Origin of the sequence: Odoribacter sp. AF15-53 (assembly GCF_003479425.1) — a bacterium.
In the GTDB taxonomy this organism is placed as follows: Bacteria; Bacteroidota; Bacteroidia; order Bacteroidales; family Marinifilaceae; genus Butyricimonas.
In genome coordinates this window covers 82,668-105,277 of the sequence record NZ_QUHC01000009.1, presented here as the reverse complement: position 1 = coordinate 105,277, position 22,610 = coordinate 82,668, and the positions used below count along the sequence as shown (strand labels likewise).

Here is a 22,610-nt window from a genome sequence, read left to right as displayed (position 1 = left end):
TGTCTAGATTAATTTATTTTCGAATCGGATAAATCAACACGCTTATAAATCCAAAGACTCCAAACGCCACGACCATGAATAGATCAATGATATGGAACGGATTTTTCACATTCAAGCCTTTACGTCGTTTTATATACAATAGAACTCCAGCTAACACGAGATTTAACCAAATGAACTTCACAAATGGTTGTCCCTCAGAACTTATATAATATCCATTAATATAAGAGTAGGTGGAAGTTACAAACGGGAAGAGAAAACCTTCAACCACTCCCGCTGCCGATTCTTCATACACGTCGGAATGCACCCCGTATTTATCCAATAATTTATAATTCCGATCAAAAACATATAGTTTCTCGTAACCGTCTTTCTGAATGGAGATCATGTGATAGAAGAGATTACCCATCACGTCAAAAACTTTAAATTGGTCATAGTTAAACTCATCCAGATCCAGTTTGATAATCTGATTGTCCACGGTCAGGATATATACACCATTATTATCTCCAAAAAGATAGGCAACAACTTCCGGATGATCAGGTTCCCATTCAACTCTTCGCAATTTGATCTGATCGGGGAGTTCGATTTTACGACAATCCGGTTTGTAAGCATGATAACGTACTTGAAACAACTGGTCTTTACTATCTATAAAGAATAAACCATCATCCCGTTTATACCCGGTAGCAGATCGACCATATATTTTTTTTGCCGGGGGACAATAACCCAATTTCCGTAATTCTTGATCAAAAAGGGCACTTTTTTCTTTATCAACCCGTCCATCCTCGCAATTATAAAATTCAATTCCATTCCGGTTTACCCGCATCATATCGTTTGTATAAATATAGCCGACACGATCCGTTCCCCCGTGAACAAGCGGAGACATGGCGTAATACCGCCCCCGCTCTGTTAAATTCACGATATGCCGATAATTATTTTCTGCCACAAGCTGAGGAGTCACCGGTACTCCCGCCACTGTATCCGGAAATTCATTTCGTTTTAGTAATTGCGGCATACTGGAGAAAGGTACCATCCGTTCATATTCCTGACGAGAATATTCATTCCCCAAAGTATCTAACAAGACACCATCTTTTAATCCCCATATCACAAACTGTTTGGTCACCTCACTATAATTCAACGAGACATATTTTACATTCCGTTTAAACGAGGTTTTATAAAAATCCGGTAGAACAATTGACGCAATAAAAACCGTCAATAGTATCATTATGATTCGTACTACTTTTGCTGTCATAATTATCTCTCTCCTTTCATGAACCGATATGATGTATACAATAATGCCGTACACGGCACAAAAGCCATGATGGCCAAGGCCGGAATAATATGGCGCGTATCTGCATGTTCTACTCCGATATAGAATTGCTTCACTAGATAATAAGCCACAAGTGCATAAATAAATTGATAGAATAAATTAGGTTCCATAGCAATCATGGCGATCATGAAATAAGCTGCAATTCCGCCCAAAAGCCAAGGCATCATAGAAGTAAGTACCGCCAAACTTTCCTCGAATGGGAAATAGCTGTTATTCAAATAAAAGAATGTCCCAAACACAACACCATATGACAAGATTAACAAAAGAAATCCGTAGCAAAGCATCGTATACAAAGCTATCGTGTTACGCAAAGGAAGATGGAGGGTCAACTTGATTCGTTTATCCAATACTTCCGGCACATATTGTGACAAACCGATACAAATCCCAATTAACAGAGGTACATATTTAATCAGAGAATTATAATAGTTCGCCTGAGGTATTCCATAAAAAACACTCATTAAATAATTGAATGAACCTTTCATTCGTACATTGTTATCCACATCCAAAAATATGTAGACAACTATCGCTAAACCCACAAGGGAAACGAAAAAAGCCGCCCAACGGGTCTTTAGCCATTCCTTATAAAAAAGGTGTAATATCATATTTTTAATATTTTCCAGTTAAACCAATAAATGCATCTTCCAATGTCATCTTTACTGATGCAAAATTTCGATACGCCAATCCTTTTGTTTCTAACATTGCCTTTACTTCATTATCAGAAGCATAGGTATAAATTTCATAGTGATTTTTAATACGATCTGCCTCAACAATCAATGGGTCTGACTTAAAATCCAGATCATCCCTGTCCAGATCAAAAGTAAACTGATGAAATTTTTCCATAAATTCGGATGCAGATCCCCGCATCAACACCCGGTTATAATCCATAATTAAAACATCATCTATCAGACGTTCCATATCCTGAATAATATGAGAGGTCAAGAATACGGTTTTATTTCCGGATTTTGCATACTCCCGCATGTGATCAACAAATAAACGGCGATAACCGGGATCCAGTCCTAACGAGAAATCATCCAAAATCAACAGATCAGGATCCTGAGCCAGAATTAAGCCCAACGCAACTTGAGCCCGTTGCCCGCAAGACATACTTGATACTTTCTGAGAAGGCAATATTTTCATCCGGTTCATAAGTTCGAAATAAGCATCTCGATTCCAATTTTTATAAAAACCGGAATAAAACTTCTCAATCTGATAGATATTCATAAACGAATACTGAATATGCCCTTCTATCAAGTAGCCTAAACGACGTTTAGTTTCCGGACTCAGATTCTGTGTACTTTCCCCATAGATTAAACACTCTCCGGAACGAGGTTGAAGGAAACCATTCAAAATATTAATCGTGGTTGTTTTACCACACCCATTTTTCCCCAACAATCCCATGATATGCCCTTTCTTCACTGAAAAATTCAAATTTTCATAGATCAATCGGGAACCATAGTAATGAGTTAGGTTTTTACACTCAATCACATTTTCTTCCATAATTCATTTTTTAACATATATAATTTACATACAAACATCTATTTTAGGCCATAGAATACCCATAAGAAAAAGATTAGAAGCGAACAAGCTCTCTTTGACAGCTTCATCTCCAAGAGCTTGTCTCTCTCAATTCATTTCCAAAACGTAATAAACTTCAATAACACGAATAATTTAATTTGAAAAATAGGGCAAATACATCAACACTTTACCCGGTATGGAATTCTCGCTAGACGCAAATTCTTCCACAACCGTTGTACGAGGGTTGATAATGTACATTGATCCTGTCTGTGTTGTTGAATTATAAGTAAATACTGCCGTATATAATTCATTACTTTCATCATTTCCAAAAAGGGAAGCATTCGGTGTCGGTACAACCGTAACAATATCATCCGGGAAACTCTTGACTATTGTGGGAGTTTCCAACCCTTCATAACTATACCGCCACAAATCTTTCCCCTTGGCAATATAAGCATAGTTCCAACCAACAGGCAGAACCGTGGTGAACCAGATCGCATTATCAGACATTCCACCAGCCCATTGGGTCACATCTTTTTCTGATAAATAAGAGATAATATCTGTTGCACCCGCAAATTGCTGGTATTCGTAAATATACATTTTATACTCATTGTCTTTCTTGCCCACGAGGAAGAATTTCAATTTAGTATTAGACAATCCTGTTGGTTCATGGTACAACCCAAGCATTTTATCCAATTTCACCACTTCTCCATTGGCATCAAACAAAGGCTGACGACTATATCCTTTATTGGCATTATAGAAATAATAATAAATACTACCATCTGTCAAACGTTGTAAGGTTACGGGAGCATTACGATTATATGGTAAGGCACCGATCACTTGCTCCACTCCTGTCTCTTCACCCGGAGAATTCGGATTGATTAACTGATAAGGATAATCACTGTTCATGGTGGAAAGGAACAATTCGTTTCCGATCAATATTTCCTGCATATGGTTGAAATAAGCATTTTTAGCTTTTACAATTGCTGTCGGTTTTTCCGTGAAAGTAAGACTTTGAACAGAACCCATTATCTGGCCAAACGGATATGTCTGTCCATCCGCAGCCTGAATCATCGTACCATATCCATCCGGATCTTGCGTGTAAATACTTAATTGTTTTGTATCAAACGTTGCTCCTACAAACGGACCTTTAATTACTTTATCCGAATTATAACGTTTAAACATTTCAGTAAAAATCGTCGTAAACTGTTGCGGCGTAGCTCGGTTGCTACCCTTAATGGATCCCCACTCAAGGGTTCCGTCAGCTTTCTCATAAATCATTACTCCAATCAACGGAATGGCTGTAGGCACAATCTTAACCTTTACCATATAAGCTCCATTATTGGAAGTAGCATAATGTTTCCAGCTTTCCCCGGTCACTTTATTACGAATGGCCAGCCAGAAATAAGCCTCTCCACTCAAGAATTCAATATTTTCAAAAGCAACTTCCCAAGAAAGTTTCAGACTAGTTCCAATAGTATCACCTCCCATAACCCACGCATACTCATAATCATTAGGATTCGTCCCCTCTTTAAAGGTAATTTTAGGATCTATCTCTAAAAGTTCTCCCTCGGACAAAGAGATACGTCCGTAAGAACTTCCCGGAATTTCTACTCCGGTCACGGAATCGATACCCGTCCACTCGGAATAGTTATAACTCCCCTTGTCCTCGTAGCATCCTGTAATGATCAGCATCAAGACAAAGGACATACATATAAAATCTTTTATCACTTTCATAGACCTGTTTTTTCAATATTCTATCGTTCCTTTAAATACTACCAATTCGCCATTGTCATACGTCGGGTTATTCTCAAACCATTCGTAAGTTTTCTTCGCATAGGCGTAGAGTATTGCCTTATTAGGAGCTTTCCAGTTTTCTTCTAATATACCATTCAGTTCAATGAACTTTTCCGCTTTCACGGATGAATAAGTCCCACCGTAAGTATCTAAAGAATTTGTCCGCCAGAGCGTGGGCTGACTACTTAATCCCACACCGGATACGTTTACAATCATGTACTGATAAAAATCCAAACCACGTACAAAGTTCTCGTTAGGAACCAATTCTATGTATATTCTTCCTTCAACTGCATCGTCTTTTACCGCTTGCACATTGATTTTCAACACCGTTGAATCGATATACCGTCCAGCTCGGAATAATTGTGTAGTTTCCAAAGTATAATGAGTATTCTCCGTAATACCATACGTTTCTTCCGGATTCACCCGCAATTTATATTCACGATCTTGATCAGAAACCGATCCTGCAACACGAATTGGAATATAAAAATCAGCCACTTCTTTTCCCCCACTGAATACGGAAGAAAATTGAAGGCTATCATACTTGTAAGTCGTGGAAAGATTCTGGTATTTAGGGAAATTCAAACTATTTTGCTCCTCCTTAAAAATCATGATCTCATCTCTACTGCAGGCATTTATACAGATACCGAGTAACAAACAAAAAATCAATAGTTTTATAGTCTCCATCATTTCTCGTTTTTAAGTTAATACGTTCTTCCACCATCAAACTCTGTCGTCGGAATATCCGGAGTATATTTTTCAACCGACATAGTAATCACGCCACTTGTAGCATACCCCTTTTCAATTTCCGGCACATTACGCCGTTTATACGCATAAAATACCTGCCCATCCCCGATCATTTCACGTCGATATTCTTTCAATATTTCCGAGATAATCGCCTCTTTATCATCACTTGTGAATATTCCTCCGTTACGAGACTGTTGTAAAATATTCAACAAACGAATCGCCTCTCCCGTAGAAACAGATTCCACCGCCCCTTCTGCCGCAATCAAGTACATTTCTCCTAGTTTCAACATTGAAACAACAGGTCTCGGGAAAAGAGCCAAATCTTTCTTCAATGTAGGACGTTCATATTTTGCCAAATACATACTTGAACCGGAACCTTTTTTCCAAGCCGTAATACGGATGTCGCCCGTGGAAGAATAGAATTTCGGATAACGGGTTGATTGTAACCGGAAACGTTCATAATAAGAATTCCCTGTCGTGTGATCCTCTTCGATATAATCCCCCAACTCATCGACAAGTAAACCAAAGATATTTTCCATGGGACAACTTCTATTCACGTAATTATTACCGGAATCCGTAGTCCCCAAATCTTCATTTGTCAAAAATCGAATACCTAGATTTTCTGCCGCTCCAATAACTTCCACGGCCGCATCATAAGCAGCTTTATACTCCCCTTTAAAAAGGTAAACCCGTGCTTGTAATGCTCTTACGGCATAATAGTTCATCTTGTATTTTCGTTCACTTTTTAAAACGGTTGTATTGTAAGTTTTTCCAGAAGAAATCGGGTCGGTATCTTTCAATAGTTTTTCTGCACGCTCCAAGTCTCCTATCAAATAACCTAATATTTCATCAGAGGAGGAGGAAGGGGTAAATTCCATTCCAAAATCCGTTTTGTAAGGAATCCGTTTCTGTGTTTTTCCTTCCTCCGTCAGATAAGGAGGCTGGAACAGACGCAACATATCAAAATGGATATAGGCTCGCAAAGCAAGAGCTTCTCCCAACACGACATCTCTCGCCCCCTCCTCAAAAATCGAAGGATCTTGCTTTTCCAAATTAGCAATCAATTCATTAGCATTTGCGATAGCATTATAGGAAGCTTTCCACATCCCTGTTATTGCATCTTCCACTTGATTATAACGAGTTGTCCGTTCATAGTAATAAGTTGCCAACCCATTAAACCACCCCTGATCATAATAAGGCTCAATAAATGAAGCTTGAAACATAGACAATGTCTGTCCCATAATTTCAACTGAACTAACCGTCATATGTTTTCCATAGGCGCTTTTATCTGCCATCTTCACGTATATACCGGCTAATGCTGAATAATAACCGTCTTCATTATCAAAAATCCCCTCTTCTGTCATTTGAGACTTCGGAAGTACATCCAGCCAATCTCCACAAGAACTAAACAGAAGAAGTCCGAATGTTATAGTTAGTAAAACACATATTTTCTTCATACGCTTTCTCTTTTAAAAATTAGCTTGTAATGAAAAATAGAAGGTACGGGCAAACGGGTAAGACAATCCTCGTTCTTGTTTAATCGTTGAAACATAGAACAGATCATTTGTTGAAAGTGTGAACTTTAACAACGAAATGCCAAGTGCCTGCAAATCATTCGCATTTAACGTATAACTCAATCTGGCCGATGTCATGGACAAAAAATCGTCTTTTTGAACAAAACGAGACGTGGGTTTTAATTGACTTGTATTTCCATACCCGCGATACTTCGCAACATCTCCTGGTTTTGTCCAACGCTGGGTTAAAGCCCGGCGATCAGCATTTTGAGCAAAATTACCTCCTTCGATCTTCTCGTATAAGGTCTTATTGTAACGATCCGCCCCGAAAGAATACTGGAAATTAGCCCCGAAACTCCAGCGCTTATAGTCAATATTAAGACCAAAATACCCTTTCAAAGTCGGCTCCGTGTTCCCGACGACAACTTGATCTGCCGCATTCCATTGGAATGTCTGAACACCATCTGCCGTTACAAAAATCTCCTGCCCTGTTCCCGGATCAATTCCCATTGAACGCACGGCAAAAATCGAATTTAAAGATTGCCCTTCTTCAAATAAGAATATCCGTTCTAATTGAGTATACCCTGCATAATTCAAATGAGCTGTCTGATTTTCTTTAATCACCTCATTATAATCTCTTAAAGCATCAGAAATATTCAACAATTTGTTCTTGTTATGAGCTCCATTCACAAAAGCATTGACAATCCAACCATTCTTCTTGATTGGGGTTATACTCAAACTAAATTCATATCCTTGGTTACGTACTTTACCCATATTCGCTTTATAAGTAGAGAAACCGGTAGAAGGTAAAATCGCAATATCCGTCAAATTGTTTTTGGTTATATTTGAGTAGTAATTGAAATCCAAGTTCACTAGACCTTGTAATAAACTAAATTCCAATCCGATGTTACGATTTAAAGTTGTTTGCCATTTCAATTCCGGGTTCGCAATAGACATAATCTCAGCTCCCATAACCCCATCATACATTTTCAAGAAATTATAAAGTGTCATGATCTGACTCAACTGGAAATTCTGATTCCCTACGGTACCAATATTTGCCCGAACAGCCAGATTTTCAAACCAACCATGAGTTTTCATAAATTTCTCATTATAAATATTCCAACGAACTCCGGCCGACCAGAAAGGTGCAGAGCGTTGTTTACTTGCGAAATTAGATGAACCGTCGATACGCCCCGTCAAATCTATCAAGTAACGATTATCCCATGAATAATTGAAATTCGCAAACATTCCGGCTGAACGAGAAATAGAACTACTCCCCGAAGGCCCTGTATAGGAATCAAATTGCACGGCGTAAGAAGGGTATCCTAAAGGATCATCCAAGAAACCAACGGTCTTATATGCATCACTCTCAGAATTCGTCTCTTTCAGTTCTCCCCCCACGATTCCTTGTACCAAATGTCTCCCGAATGACTTGGTATACGAAACATTGATGCTACCATAATAATCAAACTGGGATGAATTTGTCATCATATAAGTTCCCCGTTTGTAGATATTCTCCAAATTATACCCGTCATTCGTTTCCTCCCCGTCCGTCACAGATGTATAGTCAAAAAAATCCGCAGAAAGAGGAGAACGATACACTTCGGCTTTATCCTGTACATTAGTAATAGAGAAAGTACTTCTTACTCGCAATCCTTCTATGACTTCCCAGTTTAAGCCCAGATTGTAAGTCAGATTTGTTGTCTCCCCTCTACTGAAACTATTCAGATATTTCGCCTCATAAAGCGGATTCAATTGGGCAGAAAAAGTACTTCCCGTAAAATCCGGGGCAGGCAGTCCCTCGTAAGCCGGAATATTCTCGTAAGAAAGTCTGGGGAAGTATTTCCCATTCTCATCTTTCATCCGATAGATAGGTAACAAATTTGAATACGTTGAGAAACTTCCATACGGAGAATCTGTATTTTTCACTAAAGCGACTTGTATGTCACTTGTTATTTGCACATGAAGATCATTGTACAATAACTTCAAGCCGGCTCCATAACGATCTCGCTTTGAGCCTTTCATAACACCATTACTCGGAGCTGCCGACAAATTTACTTGATAACGCATACTTCTCCGGTCTTTCTCACCAAACCGCACACCACCTTCCAACATCAAAGAATGGGAATGTTGAACAGATGTCTGAAGTGGCTGAGACAACCAATAGGAATCCACACCATTCTCGACTTCTTTAGATAGCAAGGTGTACAAGTTCTGACGCCCCGGATTTCCCCCGACCAAATCTTCATAAATATTCGTAGAGGTATTATCTCCTTTATTTCCATTATTGAAAAGCTGGGCTTTTTCAAAATACTCCAATAATTCAGACGCATTCATTAAATTATAAGAAGTCAAGTCAGGCACCTGAATACTTCCGTTGAAGGTGTAGGAAAAACGTAATTTTCCACCTTCCGGAACTTTCGTTTCAATCACAATGACACCATTAGCAGCACGGGAACCATAGATAGATGCTGCCGCTGCATCCTTCAAGATCGTCACGGATTGTACCCGATTCATATCCAAGTCAAATACTTGTTGAACAGTAATCTGAAAACCATCCATAATAAAAATCGGCAAAGAAGTATAAGTCTGCAAATTCCCCTGTGAAATGTCAGGCATACTATTCTGGCCCCGAATTTCTATTTTGTCCGGAACTCTATTAGGGTCAGACCCAAACATTCCTTCGTCATCCAAAACGGCAAAAGACGGGTCAAATACTTTCAGAGCGGCAAATAGATTTGTCGGATTAACCTTACGTAAATCATCTCCTTTCACTTGTACGGCTGTTCCCGTAAAACTATTTTTTGCTTTCGGAACATACCCAGTTACGATAACCTCATCCATCTCTGTCGCTTCCTCCACCATCGTAACATCTATCTTTACCCGTTTTTTTATTGCTACTGCTTGTGTTTTCATTCCGATAAAAGAGAAAACCAATTCTCCATCCAAAGAAGGAACTAAAATCCGGTAGAAACCTTTTTCGTCAGTAGCCCGCCCTAGCGTAGGCGTACTCTTATAAATCACAGTTACCCCCGGTATTGGCATACCCTTCTTATCTTTTACAAAACCTGTAATTTCTAAAAGTTCCGGCTGAGTTTTAGCCGTAACCGGTTTTAAATTGGATACGACGATTGTTTTATTTACAAGCTTGTAAGTCATATCCAAAGGGGTAAGTAATGTATGTAATGCACTATCCAGCGATACATCCGTCACCTGTATTGACACTTTTTGTTTGGCATCCACCAATTCATTATTATAAAATACTTTATATCCGACTTGTTGCTGAATCATCATAAACACAGATTCCAATTCCACATTTTGTACATTCAGATTCACCTTTGTCGTTTGGGCATAACTTCGGGTTACCATTGTTCCCTGCAAAAAGAGGAACAAGCAGACACCCAAAATAACTTTCAGGATATATCCCTCTCTATTCCTGATCTTGATCAAATTATCTAATTTTTCCTTCATCATCTTATTCCATTTACAATTCCATAAATAGAGTTAATTCACAGGAATCGGCCACACATACTTAGCCTTTGTCATCTCTATACTCCGACCATTATAAGACGGAATAGAGGATAAATTCCAACGTTTATAGCAATAGAACAACTGCCCTTCTCCCAAAAATTCCCGTACATACTGTCTTTCAATCTCTTCCATAAGTTCCGTGGCTGTCGAAGTTTCCACGATAGAAGTCTTGGAAAAACGCTTATCTACAAACGAACTCAAGTAAGAATACGCCCCGGAGATGTCATTCAATTTTAAAGCTGACTCCGCACCTATTAAATAAATCTCTCCTAACTTGATATAGGGTATCTGTTGCGGAGCACCACTAAACACGGCAATACTTAAACTATCGTATTTAGGAAGTAAGTTTTGTAAGGTATTGTTCATTGACCTGAAACGAATATCATCAGGAGCTTCCTGTTTCCATTCCTCAACCTGCACAATAGGAGATAAAACGACTCCCTTGTCTCGGAATAAGGTGTATCCTAATGCCTGTAATCCCTCTTTCGGAGAAGGTAACCCCAACAAATGTTCTCTGGAAAATGCAAAATCAGTCCCGGCAGAAGTGGCAAAAGAAAAATATCCGCCTTCAAGAATTTCATCCACACAAGCCCGGGCATCAAGGTATCCGGTTTCCGTTCCTAATGCTAATGCAATACGTGCTTTTAATCCTAAAGCCGCATAATAATTCATTTTCCACACCCGATTAGAAGGCGCCATTCCGAACAACCCATCTGAATTCAAAGATTCACCTGTATAAATAGGATCATATTTTTTCAGAATTGCAATCGCCTCTGTCAATTGAGCTAACATTTTCGTACACAATTCTTGCGTAGACAATTGTTGTAGTTCATCCCCCGTACTCTCTTTCCAATATATGCCTTTAAAAGAAGGCTCAGAGGTATATGCCGGATGGAACAAGCGGACCAAATCATAATGCATTGCTACCCGCAACACTTTTAACTCTGCCAGCATCACTTCTCTAGCTCCTTTTATGAAAATCACATCTTGATTCTTATCAAATAACCGGAGCAAATTATTACATGAATAGATCGCACGGTACATGGATGCCCAAACTTGATCTATTTTTTCTTTCATGATCTCAGAATCATAATCAAATTCTGCTATCGGTTTCAATTCGGAATCAGGCACAAGAGTTTGTCCCATAAACTCTATTCCCCCCAAACCTAAATTTGAACCAAACAACTCAGATGAACGTAATTCCGTGTAAATCCCATTCAGTGCATTACGAAATGCAGATTCACTACTGAACAAAGCGTCCTCATCTATGTATTCCTCTTTCGGGGCGACATCAAACCAATTGTTACATGAACTTAGTGCCAATACCGCCACTACCATATATAGTAATTTCTTCATAATTATTTCTTTTTAAAAGGTAGCTTGAAGTGACAACGTGAAACTGCGGGCAAAAGGATAAATCAACCCTCTAGGCATTTTAACCGATGAATAATGGAATAAATCATTACAACTTAATCCAAGATGCAAATCCTGCATATATAATTTATTTGCCAGATTTTTATCAAATTGATAATCCACCCGTAAAGATGCTAAAGAAATCACATTCCTCGATTCAACAAAACGAGATGTCGGTAACGTCGTGGAATTATCAAAGCCTAAATATTCGGTCTGATCCCCGGCCTTTTGCCATTTATCCATCATATCAACCGGTCCGTTTTGTCCAATAAAGGCCTCGTCCACGTATCTCACCGCCGTTATATTGTATATCTTAGATCCGAAAGAATAACGGAACATACAATTAAAACTCCAATTTTTCAGACTTCCCAATAAACCAAAACTACCTGCCAACTTGGGAGTCGGATCTCCTTGATAAACCAAGTTAGTCGCCTCCCATTGATTCGTTTCGGTTCCATTCTGTGTAATGAAAATTTCTTTACCTGTTTGTGCATCAATCCCCTTTGAATCTACGGCATAAATCGCATTGACCGCTTTTCCTTCCTTCAGCTGAAGAGTTGATGTTTGATTACTTTCATTCCACTCAGTCATAAAATCATTCGGGCAAGTTTCTAATTTATTTTTATTGAATGTTCCATTCCATAAAAGGCCTAAAGACAACCCGTTTACATCTTTCAAGATGTCTGCATTTAACCCGAATTCTAACCCGCTATTCCGAATCTCTCCTCCATTATTCCATTTCCAAGCAGAACCATTTACAACATTACCCTTTATTCGGGTAATAACATCCTTGCTCAACGTATTGTAATAGCGTACGTTTGCTGATAAGTGGTCGAACAGAGTAAACCGGATTCCAACGTAGAAGTTATGATCACTTCTCCATTTCAATTTTTTATTATAATCGTTGATCGGATTCAATGTCACTAAACCCAGCTTATTAGAGCTACTTGTTGCATTCAAATAAGGATTATCAATATCATAAGCATACATTGGATTCACTTGATCGTAATCGAATTGGAATCCCGGAGTCATACCAATACCTGCCGACAATACAAGTTGATTTAGAATATTGCTCTCTTGCAGGAATTTCTCGTTACGAACATTCCAATATCCCCCCACGGACCAAGCCATGGTAACTCGTTTTTTTGGAGCTAAACGAGATGACTTGTCCGCCCGTAGGCTAACATCCACTCCATAACGCTGATCAAAATTATAACTACCGCTTAAATATCCGCTAAAAAGACGATCAAATGCCTCCCGGCCTCCCGGTCTTGTATTAAACGCATAAGTCTTTGCAAAAGAAATATAGTCCATATGATCACTGGGTAAGCCAACACCTATATAATTATCACTATAATCTTTTGCCGCATACCCGTGAATCCCTAATGACACGTTCAAATTGTGACGATCAAACTGATTCGAATAATTTAAAACCAAATCTTCTTCATACATTGTGGTATTTTCCCGACGGATTTTATATTGACCGGCTAGCTCGGCACTATCTAAAGGTAGATCACTAAAATATTCCGATTTAAAAGAAATATACTGATCGAACTTATTAAAATCTTTCGTAAAAGTGAAATTACCGGATAACTCCAGATGTTCCATGATCTGCCAAGTCATATTCAAGGTATTCATAACCCTTGTAGCTCTCGATTTTGAAAAACTGGATAAAGAGGCTTCATAATACGGGGATACTTGTTCACTAAAAGTTCCCTCTCCCATAACAGATGCAGAGTGTTGTCCCCCACTTCCCTTACGATAATACGGATTAATCAGCATGTAATCCTGAAATACACCATAAGGAGACTCTTTTCCATAAATCACATCTATACGTAACTCATCAGAAACATATAACTTACTATTTCGATAATCTAAACGAGTTCCGATAGCATAATGATCCCGCTTAGAGCCCTTCATGACACCTTTATTACCCGGTGTTGCCAAGAAATAGGCCCGATACAAAATTGAACTGTCCCCTCCTTCTATTTCAAGTTGATGTTTATGCCGGAATGGTGTTTGTAGAGGTACTTTCAACCAATTCGTGTTACCATTTCTCAGCCGCTCTTGATAAAGAGCATCATTCCCATCATACATACCCATACTTTTCTCTAATGCCAGTTTCTGAGAAGCATTCATTATATCGTAACTACTCAGATCTGCAACATCAATTCCTCCATCAAAACGATAATACAAGCGAAGGCTTCCTGCTTGCATTTTTTTAGTTGTAATTGCGATTACACCATTCCCGGCCCGGACACCATAAATAGCAGTTCCGGTTGCATCTTTAAGAATGGTTACACGTTCCACCCGATTTATATCGAAATCAGCCAAGCGATCCATCGATATTTCATAGCCATCGACAATAATCAATGGTAACACTCCTCCCTCTTTTCCCAAAATTGTTTTTACACCTCGAAAAGTAATTTCAGTCGGTACGTAATTAGGATCAGAGCCATACCACTCCTCAGCCCTATCTATTATCATAGAGGGTTCAACTACCTGCAAAGCTTTCAAAAGATTAGTTGGATGAAAACGTTTCAATTGATTCCCACTGAAACTATTTCCAAGGATTGCCTTCTCATCACGAGTTTGTACATTTTTCTTTATTCCGGTCTGTGCTGCCACCAATACAGAACTTCCAACCAGAATCATGACCCCGAAAATAGCTCGCCAAACAAAAATGTTACTTCGACTTTTTCCAGGATACTTTCTTTTTTTCCCTCGCAAAAGTTTAATCATAAGTTAATGAATTAATTGATTTAAGTATAAACAGTTATTATGCTTCTTCCCGGATAATTACTTTACCATTTTTAATGTCTAAAACGAAAGGAATACCTGTCGAGCGAATAATTTCAAGCACTCGATCAAGATTATCAAAACGTTTAAACTCTCCGGAGAAATGGTATTTATCCAAAAGCATATCAGGCACCTCATATTCAAAATCATACCATCGAGACAGTTGTTGCATAACCTCCCTCAACGTCGAATATCTAAAAATAAAATAACCATCTTTCCAAGCTGTATAAATCCGGGGATCAACATGCCGTAAAGAGATACTATTATTATTCTGGTTATAAACACTCTGCCTACCATTTTTTTGTAAAACTTGCCCTATATCCGGGCGATTAACCACACCCACGTTTACTTTCCCTTCAATTAACGTGGTGTAGATCATCGGAGCCCCTAAATAAGCATTAACATTAAACTCTGTTCCTAACACTTTCACCTCATGCTCGCCGGAAATAATCTTAAAAGGACGTTGCTCGTTTTTAGCAATTTTAAAATAAGCTTCCCCTTGAAGATATACAACACGTTCCTTTGCTATATCATGTACAAAATATTGCAATGTAGATTCTGCATTTAACCAGATTTCACTACCATCTGCCAATACCAGATGAAATTCTCCTCCCTTGGGAACAACAATTTTATTGTATTTTTCTTCTTTACCGATCTGATCTTTTGAATAAGTGATCATCTTCTTTCCAACTTCTATACCTCTTGTTCCTTCAATATCTAACGTATCTGCATTCAATGCAATCTGCCTATTATCATCAAGATATAAAACAGGCACTCCACGTCCCGGTAATATATTGGCAATCGCTTGATGGACCTCCACATTTTCCTTTACAATATCATCCTGTTGAAACAAATAAACGGTAACACTTAACAAAACGGCCACTGTTGCCGCAGCACCCCAGACCAATTTCCGCATCTTAGAGTGCATACTCTTCTGTTGAGCCAATTTCCGGACTTTTGCCCGTTTCCAGGCTCCCGCTATATCAAAACTTTTATAATACAATGTTTTTTCTTGGATATAATCCGGGTCTGATAATTTTTCTAACACCTTCTCTTTATCAGATGCGGTTTCATCCCAATCAGAAATTCTCCGTTTATCTGTTTCAGTCGCATTATCAGACAGTTTTCTTCCAACACTCTCTCCTAATTTAATTACATCAACAATCTTTTTCATCATCTTATTTCTCCTTTTCAATGCCTACAACACTCGTAAGAAAAAACAAGACGACACCTTTCTTAAAAAAAACGACATTTTTTTAAAGAATTATTTACATAGAAGTAATTATCAATGGATTACAAACGACTCAAATATAAAATATTCTAAAAATCACCACGACATTACGCTACCATGGCTGTAACAAGAGAAGTAAAATTCGTAATTCATTCAGACGTCCCCGAAGATATTGATAAGCTCGTGCCTTGTGTGTCCTGACCGTATTCACCGAGATTCCCAACTTTTCTGCAATCTCATCATTAGAAAATCCTTCCAATGCCAACAACATCACTTGTCGACCGACTTCAGACAATTTTAAAATTTCTTCATACACCATTCGAGATGCTTCCTCTTGAATAACGGCATCTACATAATAAGTTGTACTTTCAAGCTCTCCTTGAGCCTTTTGAAGGGAATTTACATATTTCAAAGCAATTCTCTGATGACGAATATGATTCAAACACTTATGACGTATTGTCTTATAAAAAAATGCTTTTACATAGTAGATATTTTCAAAGGATTCTTTCTGTTCCCAGAAAGTAACAAAGGTATCCTGTACAATATCCTCACAAGCATCGTCTCTCCCCAAAAAATCCTGTGCGAAAGCAACAAACAAAGCAAAGGTATCATCAAAGAAATTCTTCAGAACCTTTTGATCTCCTTGTTGCAATTTTTCAAACAAAATTTTTTCAGTAAAACGATTTACCATTATCTAAAATATAATATATAGACCACCAATTACCAATAGATCACCCACTCCCCTTCATTGCCTCAAATATATATTAAAATTCACCAATATCCAAAAAATTAAAATTTTCACATCATCCTTCACGCAATACTTAAAACGTCAATTATTTATTTTATTTTTATGGAATTTCTATTCCGTCTGCATCTATATTATAACTTTCCCCTTGGGGATTGCGAATAATACAAAATGATGAAAGGAATAACTAAAAAAGAAACGATATGATAAAGAGATTTTTTATAATCACGGTTTTACTATTCGGAGTTACCATGGCATTCGGCCAAAGCCGCAACTCCGATGCGGCAAATGAAGCTGCCCCGAAGACCGCATTACTTCAAGCACAAAAGGATTACCAGAAAGCTGTAAAAGAAAAGAACTCACCTTTGCTTATACAATCCCTGATCCGGCAGATTAAATATCAAAGCCTGATCAACTCGGATAGCATCCCTCCCATGCTGGTTTCATTGGAAGATTACATCCAAAAAGACAACAACATCGTGGAGAAAAGTATTCTTCATTCGCTAATTGCAGAACTATATAATATGTACTATCAGGCCGAGTCTCCCAAGCTTCAGACCCGCACCCCGATCACGGGATATATCCCCAAAGACATGAATGAATGGACAGGTAACATTTACCTGGAAAAAATCATACGCCACAGCTTGGATGCCGTGAAAGCACAACCCCAGTTGTCCGCAGTAAATTGCCTTCAATACAAAGAAATACTCATTTTAGGCAAAAATTCACCAGCACTTCGCCCGACCATGTACGACTTTTTAGTCTATCGCAGTATTGATTTATTACAACAACTCTATTGGGGCCAACAATATTTCAAACAAACCAAACTCACGAATAATCAATTACTCGCCCCCATTGAAGATTTCCTACAAGTAAGAATAAACGCTTCGTCCTATGATATAAACCCGAACATCGTGCAATTATACCAACAATTGTTACGAACCCAGATCGCGGCCAAACGCACGGATGCCCTTATCATTTCCGATCTCGACCGGCTGACATTCATCAACCAGAATGCAAATATCGCGAACAAAGATTCATTATATCTGAACACCTTGGAACGCCTAAACCGCAAATATCATGACTATCCTTATTCTGTCGAAATATTAAACGTAATCGCACAATACTATTACACCCCATCATACGGTTACTATAATCCACGAGAAAACACTCGAAGTAATCAAGCGAAACTATTATCCGATTACGAAAAGATTCTCAAAATATGTAATGACGGGATTCAACGTTTCCCAAAATACTTCCGAATAAATATCCTGAAAAATTGGGTTTCCACCATTAAACAACCGAACCTTAATTATACGATTGACAACAATGTATATCCGGGAGACAAACAAAAGATACAACTCAGATTCAAAAATGTTTCCAACGTTACATTTACGGTATACCAAATAAAAGCAAGCACGTTGGAATTCCTAAATTCAGACAAAAAAGAACTGAACCGGGAAAAAGTATATTCACATACATTCCGCTTGCCAAAACACCTCGTCACGCAAGACACATTACTGGAAATTCCCGTACAAGCACCCGGTTTGTACCAACTATCCGTAAATTCTTCCGCTCAATCCCTTAAAACGGATTCCCTATATTTCAACGCTAGCAAACTTTCCTCGATCGCTCGCAAAACAAGCGAAAAGGGATATAACATACTCGTTTGTGACCTGACAAGTGGCAAACCGATCCAAGGGGCAAAAGTAAAACTTTACAAGAGAACGTACCCGAACTACGAATTACTGGCCGAAGTTACGTCCGATGCCAACGGGATTGCCACCATCAAAAATCTAAACGCAAATCGCTTCTACCAGGTGACGCTGGGAAGCGATGACCACGGCCCTGTCAATCAAATGCCATATCAATACTTCAGCCATCCCCAACCGACAAAAGAACAAATCAATCTTTTCACGGACAGAGCTGTCTACAGACCGGGGCAAACTGTCTATTTCAGCGGAATATGCTGGGAAGCTGATTCCAGCGGGGCAAAAGCGATTACCAACTGTAAACATACCGTTATCCTTCGGGATGCCAATCAACAAGAGATAGCCAAACAAGAACTGGCGGTCAACTCTTTCGGCTCCTTTGCCGGCAGTTTCGTACTTCCCCAAGAGGTATTAAACGGAGAATTTACCATTCTCGCCGGAAATGCCAGCCACATGATCACCGTAGCCGAATACAAACGTCCGAAATTCGAAATCACCTTTGATCCCTTGAAGCAAGCCTATAAACTGGGAGATAACCTGACAATTACAGGGATTGCCAAGAGTTATTCCGGCGTGAATATTGAAAACGGGAAAGTCAGTTACAGCATTTCGGAAAGTACATTCGGCTGGGGTACATTTCAACAAACTCCAATCCTAGCCGGGGCAACCCAAACAGACAGTAAAGGAGAATTTCAATTCTCATTCAACACCCCGAAAACTTCGGATTTTGCACAAGGAATTCAACCCAGGATGTTTCCATCTTACCGGTATCGTGTAACCGTGACAATCACCTCTCCTAACGGAGAAACGCAAGAAGCCGAGTTTATAATAAACATCAACAATCAAAACTATCAACTAACGACACTCGTCACGCCAGAAATCAACAAGGATCAACCTGTTGAGATTCCGGTTATTGCACAAAACGCCAACGGGTACAAATTAAACCAAAAGATTCATTACACGTTATCCAGCTTGAAACCGCTGCAAAAACTAGGTGACGAATACGATTATTCGAATCCTCCCGTTGACAAAGAAATACTAACCGGTACATTCACCACGGGCGAAAAAGAAAATTTGGAATTAAAACTATCCGATTATCCTTCCGGAGCCTATTTACTAACTTTCACCGGGGAGGGAGAGAATAAGGAAATATCAACGAGACAAATCATTTACCTGTATTCACTCCAAGATAAACGCCCTCCTTATTTAACCTACAATTGGATTATTCAGGAGAAAACACAATGTAACCCCGGAGAAAACGCGGAAATTCTCCTAGGGACCTCGGCAAAAGACGTTTACGTCCTTTATGAGATTTACGCGAACGGGCAATTTGTCGCAAGAGAACGCTTCATGCTGAATGACGAAAATACCCGTCTTACCATTCCTTATCTGAACAGTTACGGGGAGACAGCCGACGTCTTGATCAGTTATGTCAAGAACGGCGAGTTCTTCCAGAACAGGATCATGCTTTCTAAAAAGCAAGAAAGTAATCACCTGAACATTATCACAAAAACATTCAGAGATCACTTAACTCCCGGCCAACAGGAAGAATGGTCATTTATCATCAAGAACGCACAGGAAAAACCAGCCATGGCTGAAATGATGACAACCATGTATGATGCCTCTTTGGATCAATTCGGGAAAAATGAATGGTATTTCAATCCGGTTTACAATTATCGTTCGATAACCCCGGACTGGAATTACATGCCAAACCGACAAACCCGCAATCTATATCGCTACTTCTACCCCCAATCAAACGAAGTCCCCAGATTCGAGTATGACAGATTAAACCTCTATGGACTCAACACATTCTATTTTAACGGGATGGGGAATATCGTAATTTGTGGATACGGTTCAACCAGATCGACAAAAAATATAATTCTTGCAGATCAAGTTGTAGAAGAAGTGGCAGAGGCAGACCATACATTATCGCTCAGTGATGGAAAGAAAATATCCTTATCTCCCGGAGCAAAACAGGAAGCAAGAGTTGCCAAACAACAAGCAGTGGAAGAAACACCTCAAAACATTCCGCTCCGGCAAAACTTCCAAGAGACCGCATTTTTCTACCCGCAACTCTTAACCGACCCGCAGGGTAACATCGTTATCAAATTCACGGTTCCCGAAGCCACAACAACCTGGCGTTTCATGGCCCTAGCCCACACGAAAGACATGCACTTCGGGCAAATCGAGAAATCCATTATCACGAGCAAGGAATTCATGGTCAGTACCAACTTACCCCGATTCGTGCGCACTGGTGATAAAATAGTTTTACAAGCTACTATAAATAATCTCACAGAAAAAGTACAACAGGGGAACGCTTACTTGGAGTTATTTAACCCTTCCACGGAAGTCGTTCTCAGCAAGCAAAACGTTCCGTTCAACGTGTCCGCACGACAGAATCAAACGGTTAGTTTCGAATTTACCGCTCCCGAAAATATTGATCTACTAGGTTGTCGCATTGTTGCTAATTCCCAGCAATTCAGTGACGGGGAACAGCATGTCCTTCCGATCGTCCCGAATGCCACGCTGGTCACTCAAACCTTACCGGTATTCACGATGAAACAGGGAGCACAAACTTTTACCCTGGATACCCCTAAAGGTGTATCGCCCTATCGTTTCACGCTCGAATTCACAGCAAACCCGATATGGTATGCAGTTCTGGCCTTGCCGACCATCAATACACCGCAAACGGAAAATGTCACGGATATCACGGCTTCTTATTATGTCAGTACCGTGGCCTCAGCCATCGCGACCGCGAATCCGCAAATCACAAGTGCGATTAAAACTTGGCTGACAAACCCGAAATCAACCCTAACTTCCCCGTTGGCTAAGAATCAGGAGTTGAAATCAGTTCTCCTGCAACTCTCCCCGTGGATGACCGAAGCTCAAAATGAAACGGAACGGATGCACTCGTTAGGCGAGCTACTGGATGTAAACCGTCAAAACTACATAACTAGCCAATCCCTGAACAAACTGACAGAACTACAGAATGAAGACGGTGGCTGGTCTTGGTTCAAAGGTTTCCAATCCAGCACGTTCATGACCGAAAACGTACTGGAAGCCATGTCCCGCCTAACCCAGCTAGGCGTTACCGAACATTCGGAACAAGCGAAAAAAATGCAGATCAAGGCCTTGAACTTCTTGGATCGTAACATCCAAACCTCTTTCGAGAAATATAAAGGGAAAGCCGGATATTCCGAAATCTTATACTTGTACACGAGAAGTGCTTACCGGGATATTCCTTTAACCAATGCCCTAGCCGCCCACAAGTATTACTTGAATGATCTGGAACAATCTTGGACGACGTTATCTCTTTACGAAAAAGCTCTACTAGCAACCACCTTGTACCGTTACGGGAAACAAGAAACCGCAAAACAAATCATCCGGTCATTAAAAGAATACTCTACAACCACACCCGAAATGGGAATGTTCTGGGCAAACAATCGGCCCACGTTATTCACCAACTCGGCCCTCCAGACTCACGTGGCAATCATGAGCGCATTCCACGAGATCGAGGATGATTCGAACGACACCGAACTCATGAAACAATGGTTGTTGCGCCAGAAACAAACTCTAAATTGGGGAAATACTCCAACCACGGTTGATGCCATTTACGCATTATTACTCACGGGTAATGATCAACTAGCCGTACAAGAAAATCTATCCGTGAAAGTCGGGAACCAAAAACTTCAACTTACCCCCGAAGAATCAAAACTGGGGTATATCAAACAAAGTTTCTCCGAAAAAGAGATCACGAAAAAGATGCTGAACGTCACCCTCACGAAAAACACGCAACAGGCAAGTTGGGGCGGGTTATACCTGCAATATTTCGAAAAACTGGATAAAATCACGAAACATTCAGGAGGAATCTCCGTGCAGAAACAACTTTTCATTGAAAAAGATTCTAAACTCATCCCCCTAGCCAACCAACCCCTGAAAGTCGGGGATAAAATAAATATCCGGATCACGGTCAACACCGATCAGGATATGCAATACGTGCATCTGAAAGACCTGCGTGCCGGTTGTTTCGAACCCACGGAACAACTTTCCGGTAACCGCTGGCAGGAATTGCTCTTGTACTACCAAGAAACCACGGACGTAGCCACGAACTTCTTCTTTGATTTCTTACCCAAAGGAACGCATGTGTTTGAATACACCGTGTGGATCGCACAAAGCGGGACCTATCAAGATGGCATCACCACGTTACAATGTATCTATGCCCCGCAATATTCGGCAAACAGTGATGCGAGAAGCATTATTGTTCAGTAAATAAAATAAGATAGAGAGAGGT

12 protein-coding genes are annotated in these 22,610 nt (G+C 39.6%); 1 reads left to right on the top strand and 11 read right to left on the bottom strand.

The window, feature by feature from the left end:
• Positions 1-13 precede the first annotated feature (13 nt).
• The 11 genes from DWW52_RS16480 to DWW52_RS16430 all read right to left on the bottom strand — a co-directional run bounded on the left by DWW52_RS16480 (position 14) and on the right by DWW52_RS16430 (position 16,553).
• On the bottom strand, positions 14-1,243 hold the full coding sequence (locus tag DWW52_RS16480) for a DUF4857 domain-containing protein (RefSeq protein WP_118260852.1): 1,230 nt from the start codon (positions 1,241-1,243) through the stop codon (positions 14-16).
• Positions 1,244-1,245: 2 nt separating this feature from the next.
• Entirely contained in the window at positions 1,246-1,923 is a 678-nt protein-coding gene (locus DWW52_RS16475) for a hypothetical protein (RefSeq protein ID WP_118260851.1), read from the bottom strand.
• Between the two features lie 4 nt (positions 1,924-1,927).
• On the bottom strand, positions 1,928-2,818 hold the full coding sequence (locus DWW52_RS16470; RefSeq protein ID WP_118716563.1) for an ABC transporter ATP-binding protein: 891 nt from the start codon (positions 2,816-2,818) through the stop codon (positions 1,928-1,930).
• A 171-nt stretch (positions 2,819-2,989) separates the two neighbouring features.
• Positions 2,990-4,570 (bottom strand): PKD-like family lipoprotein, encoded by a 1,581-nt coding sequence (locus DWW52_RS16465; RefSeq protein ID WP_118716562.1) that lies wholly within the window; start codon positions 4,568-4,570, stop codon positions 2,990-2,992.
• A 12-nt stretch (positions 4,571-4,582) separates the two neighbouring features.
• Positions 4,583-5,317, bottom strand: coding sequence for a DUF4843 domain-containing protein (locus DWW52_RS16460; RefSeq protein ID WP_118716561.1), 735 nt, complete (start codon positions 5,315-5,317; stop codon positions 4,583-4,585).
• Between the two features lie 14 nt (positions 5,318-5,331).
• Positions 5,332-6,831: a RagB/SusD family nutrient uptake outer membrane protein gene (locus DWW52_RS16455; RefSeq protein WP_118716560.1), complete on the bottom strand. Its 1,500-nt coding sequence runs from the start codon at positions 6,829-6,831 to the stop codon at positions 5,332-5,334.
• Between the two features lie 12 nt (positions 6,832-6,843).
• Positions 6,844-10,362 (bottom strand): SusC/RagA family TonB-linked outer membrane protein, encoded by a 3,519-nt coding sequence (locus DWW52_RS16450; protein ID WP_233556947.1) that lies wholly within the window; start codon positions 10,360-10,362, stop codon positions 6,844-6,846.
• 30 nt (positions 10,363-10,392) lie between these two features.
• The gene (locus tag DWW52_RS16445; RefSeq protein WP_118716559.1) at positions 10,393-11,775 is read right to left on the bottom strand and encodes a RagB/SusD family nutrient uptake outer membrane protein; all 1,383 of its coding nucleotides are present in this window, start codon (positions 11,773-11,775) and stop codon (positions 10,393-10,395) included.
• Positions 11,776-11,787: 12 nt separating this feature from the next.
• Entirely contained in the window at positions 11,788-14,574 is a 2,787-nt protein-coding gene (locus DWW52_RS16440) for a TonB-dependent receptor plug domain-containing protein (RefSeq protein WP_118716558.1), read from the bottom strand.
• A 37-nt stretch (positions 14,575-14,611) separates the two neighbouring features.
• The gene (locus tag DWW52_RS16435) at positions 14,612-15,808 is read right to left on the bottom strand and encodes a FecR family protein (RefSeq protein ID WP_118716557.1); all 1,197 of its coding nucleotides are present in this window, start codon (positions 15,806-15,808) and stop codon (positions 14,612-14,614) included.
• A gap of 166 nt (positions 15,809-15,974) precedes the next feature.
• Positions 15,975-16,553: an RNA polymerase sigma factor gene (locus DWW52_RS16430; protein WP_118716556.1), complete on the bottom strand. Its 579-nt coding sequence runs from the start codon at positions 16,551-16,553 to the stop codon at positions 15,975-15,977.
• A gap of 257 nt (positions 16,554-16,810) precedes the next feature.
• Here DWW52_RS16430 and DWW52_RS16425 point away from each other — a divergent pair, with 257 nt between their 5' ends.
• Positions 16,811-22,588, top strand: a complete 5,778-nt coding sequence (locus DWW52_RS16425; RefSeq protein ID WP_118716555.1) for an alpha-2-macroglobulin — start codon at positions 16,811-16,813, stop codon at positions 22,586-22,588.
• Positions 22,589-22,610: the final 22 nt, after the last annotated feature.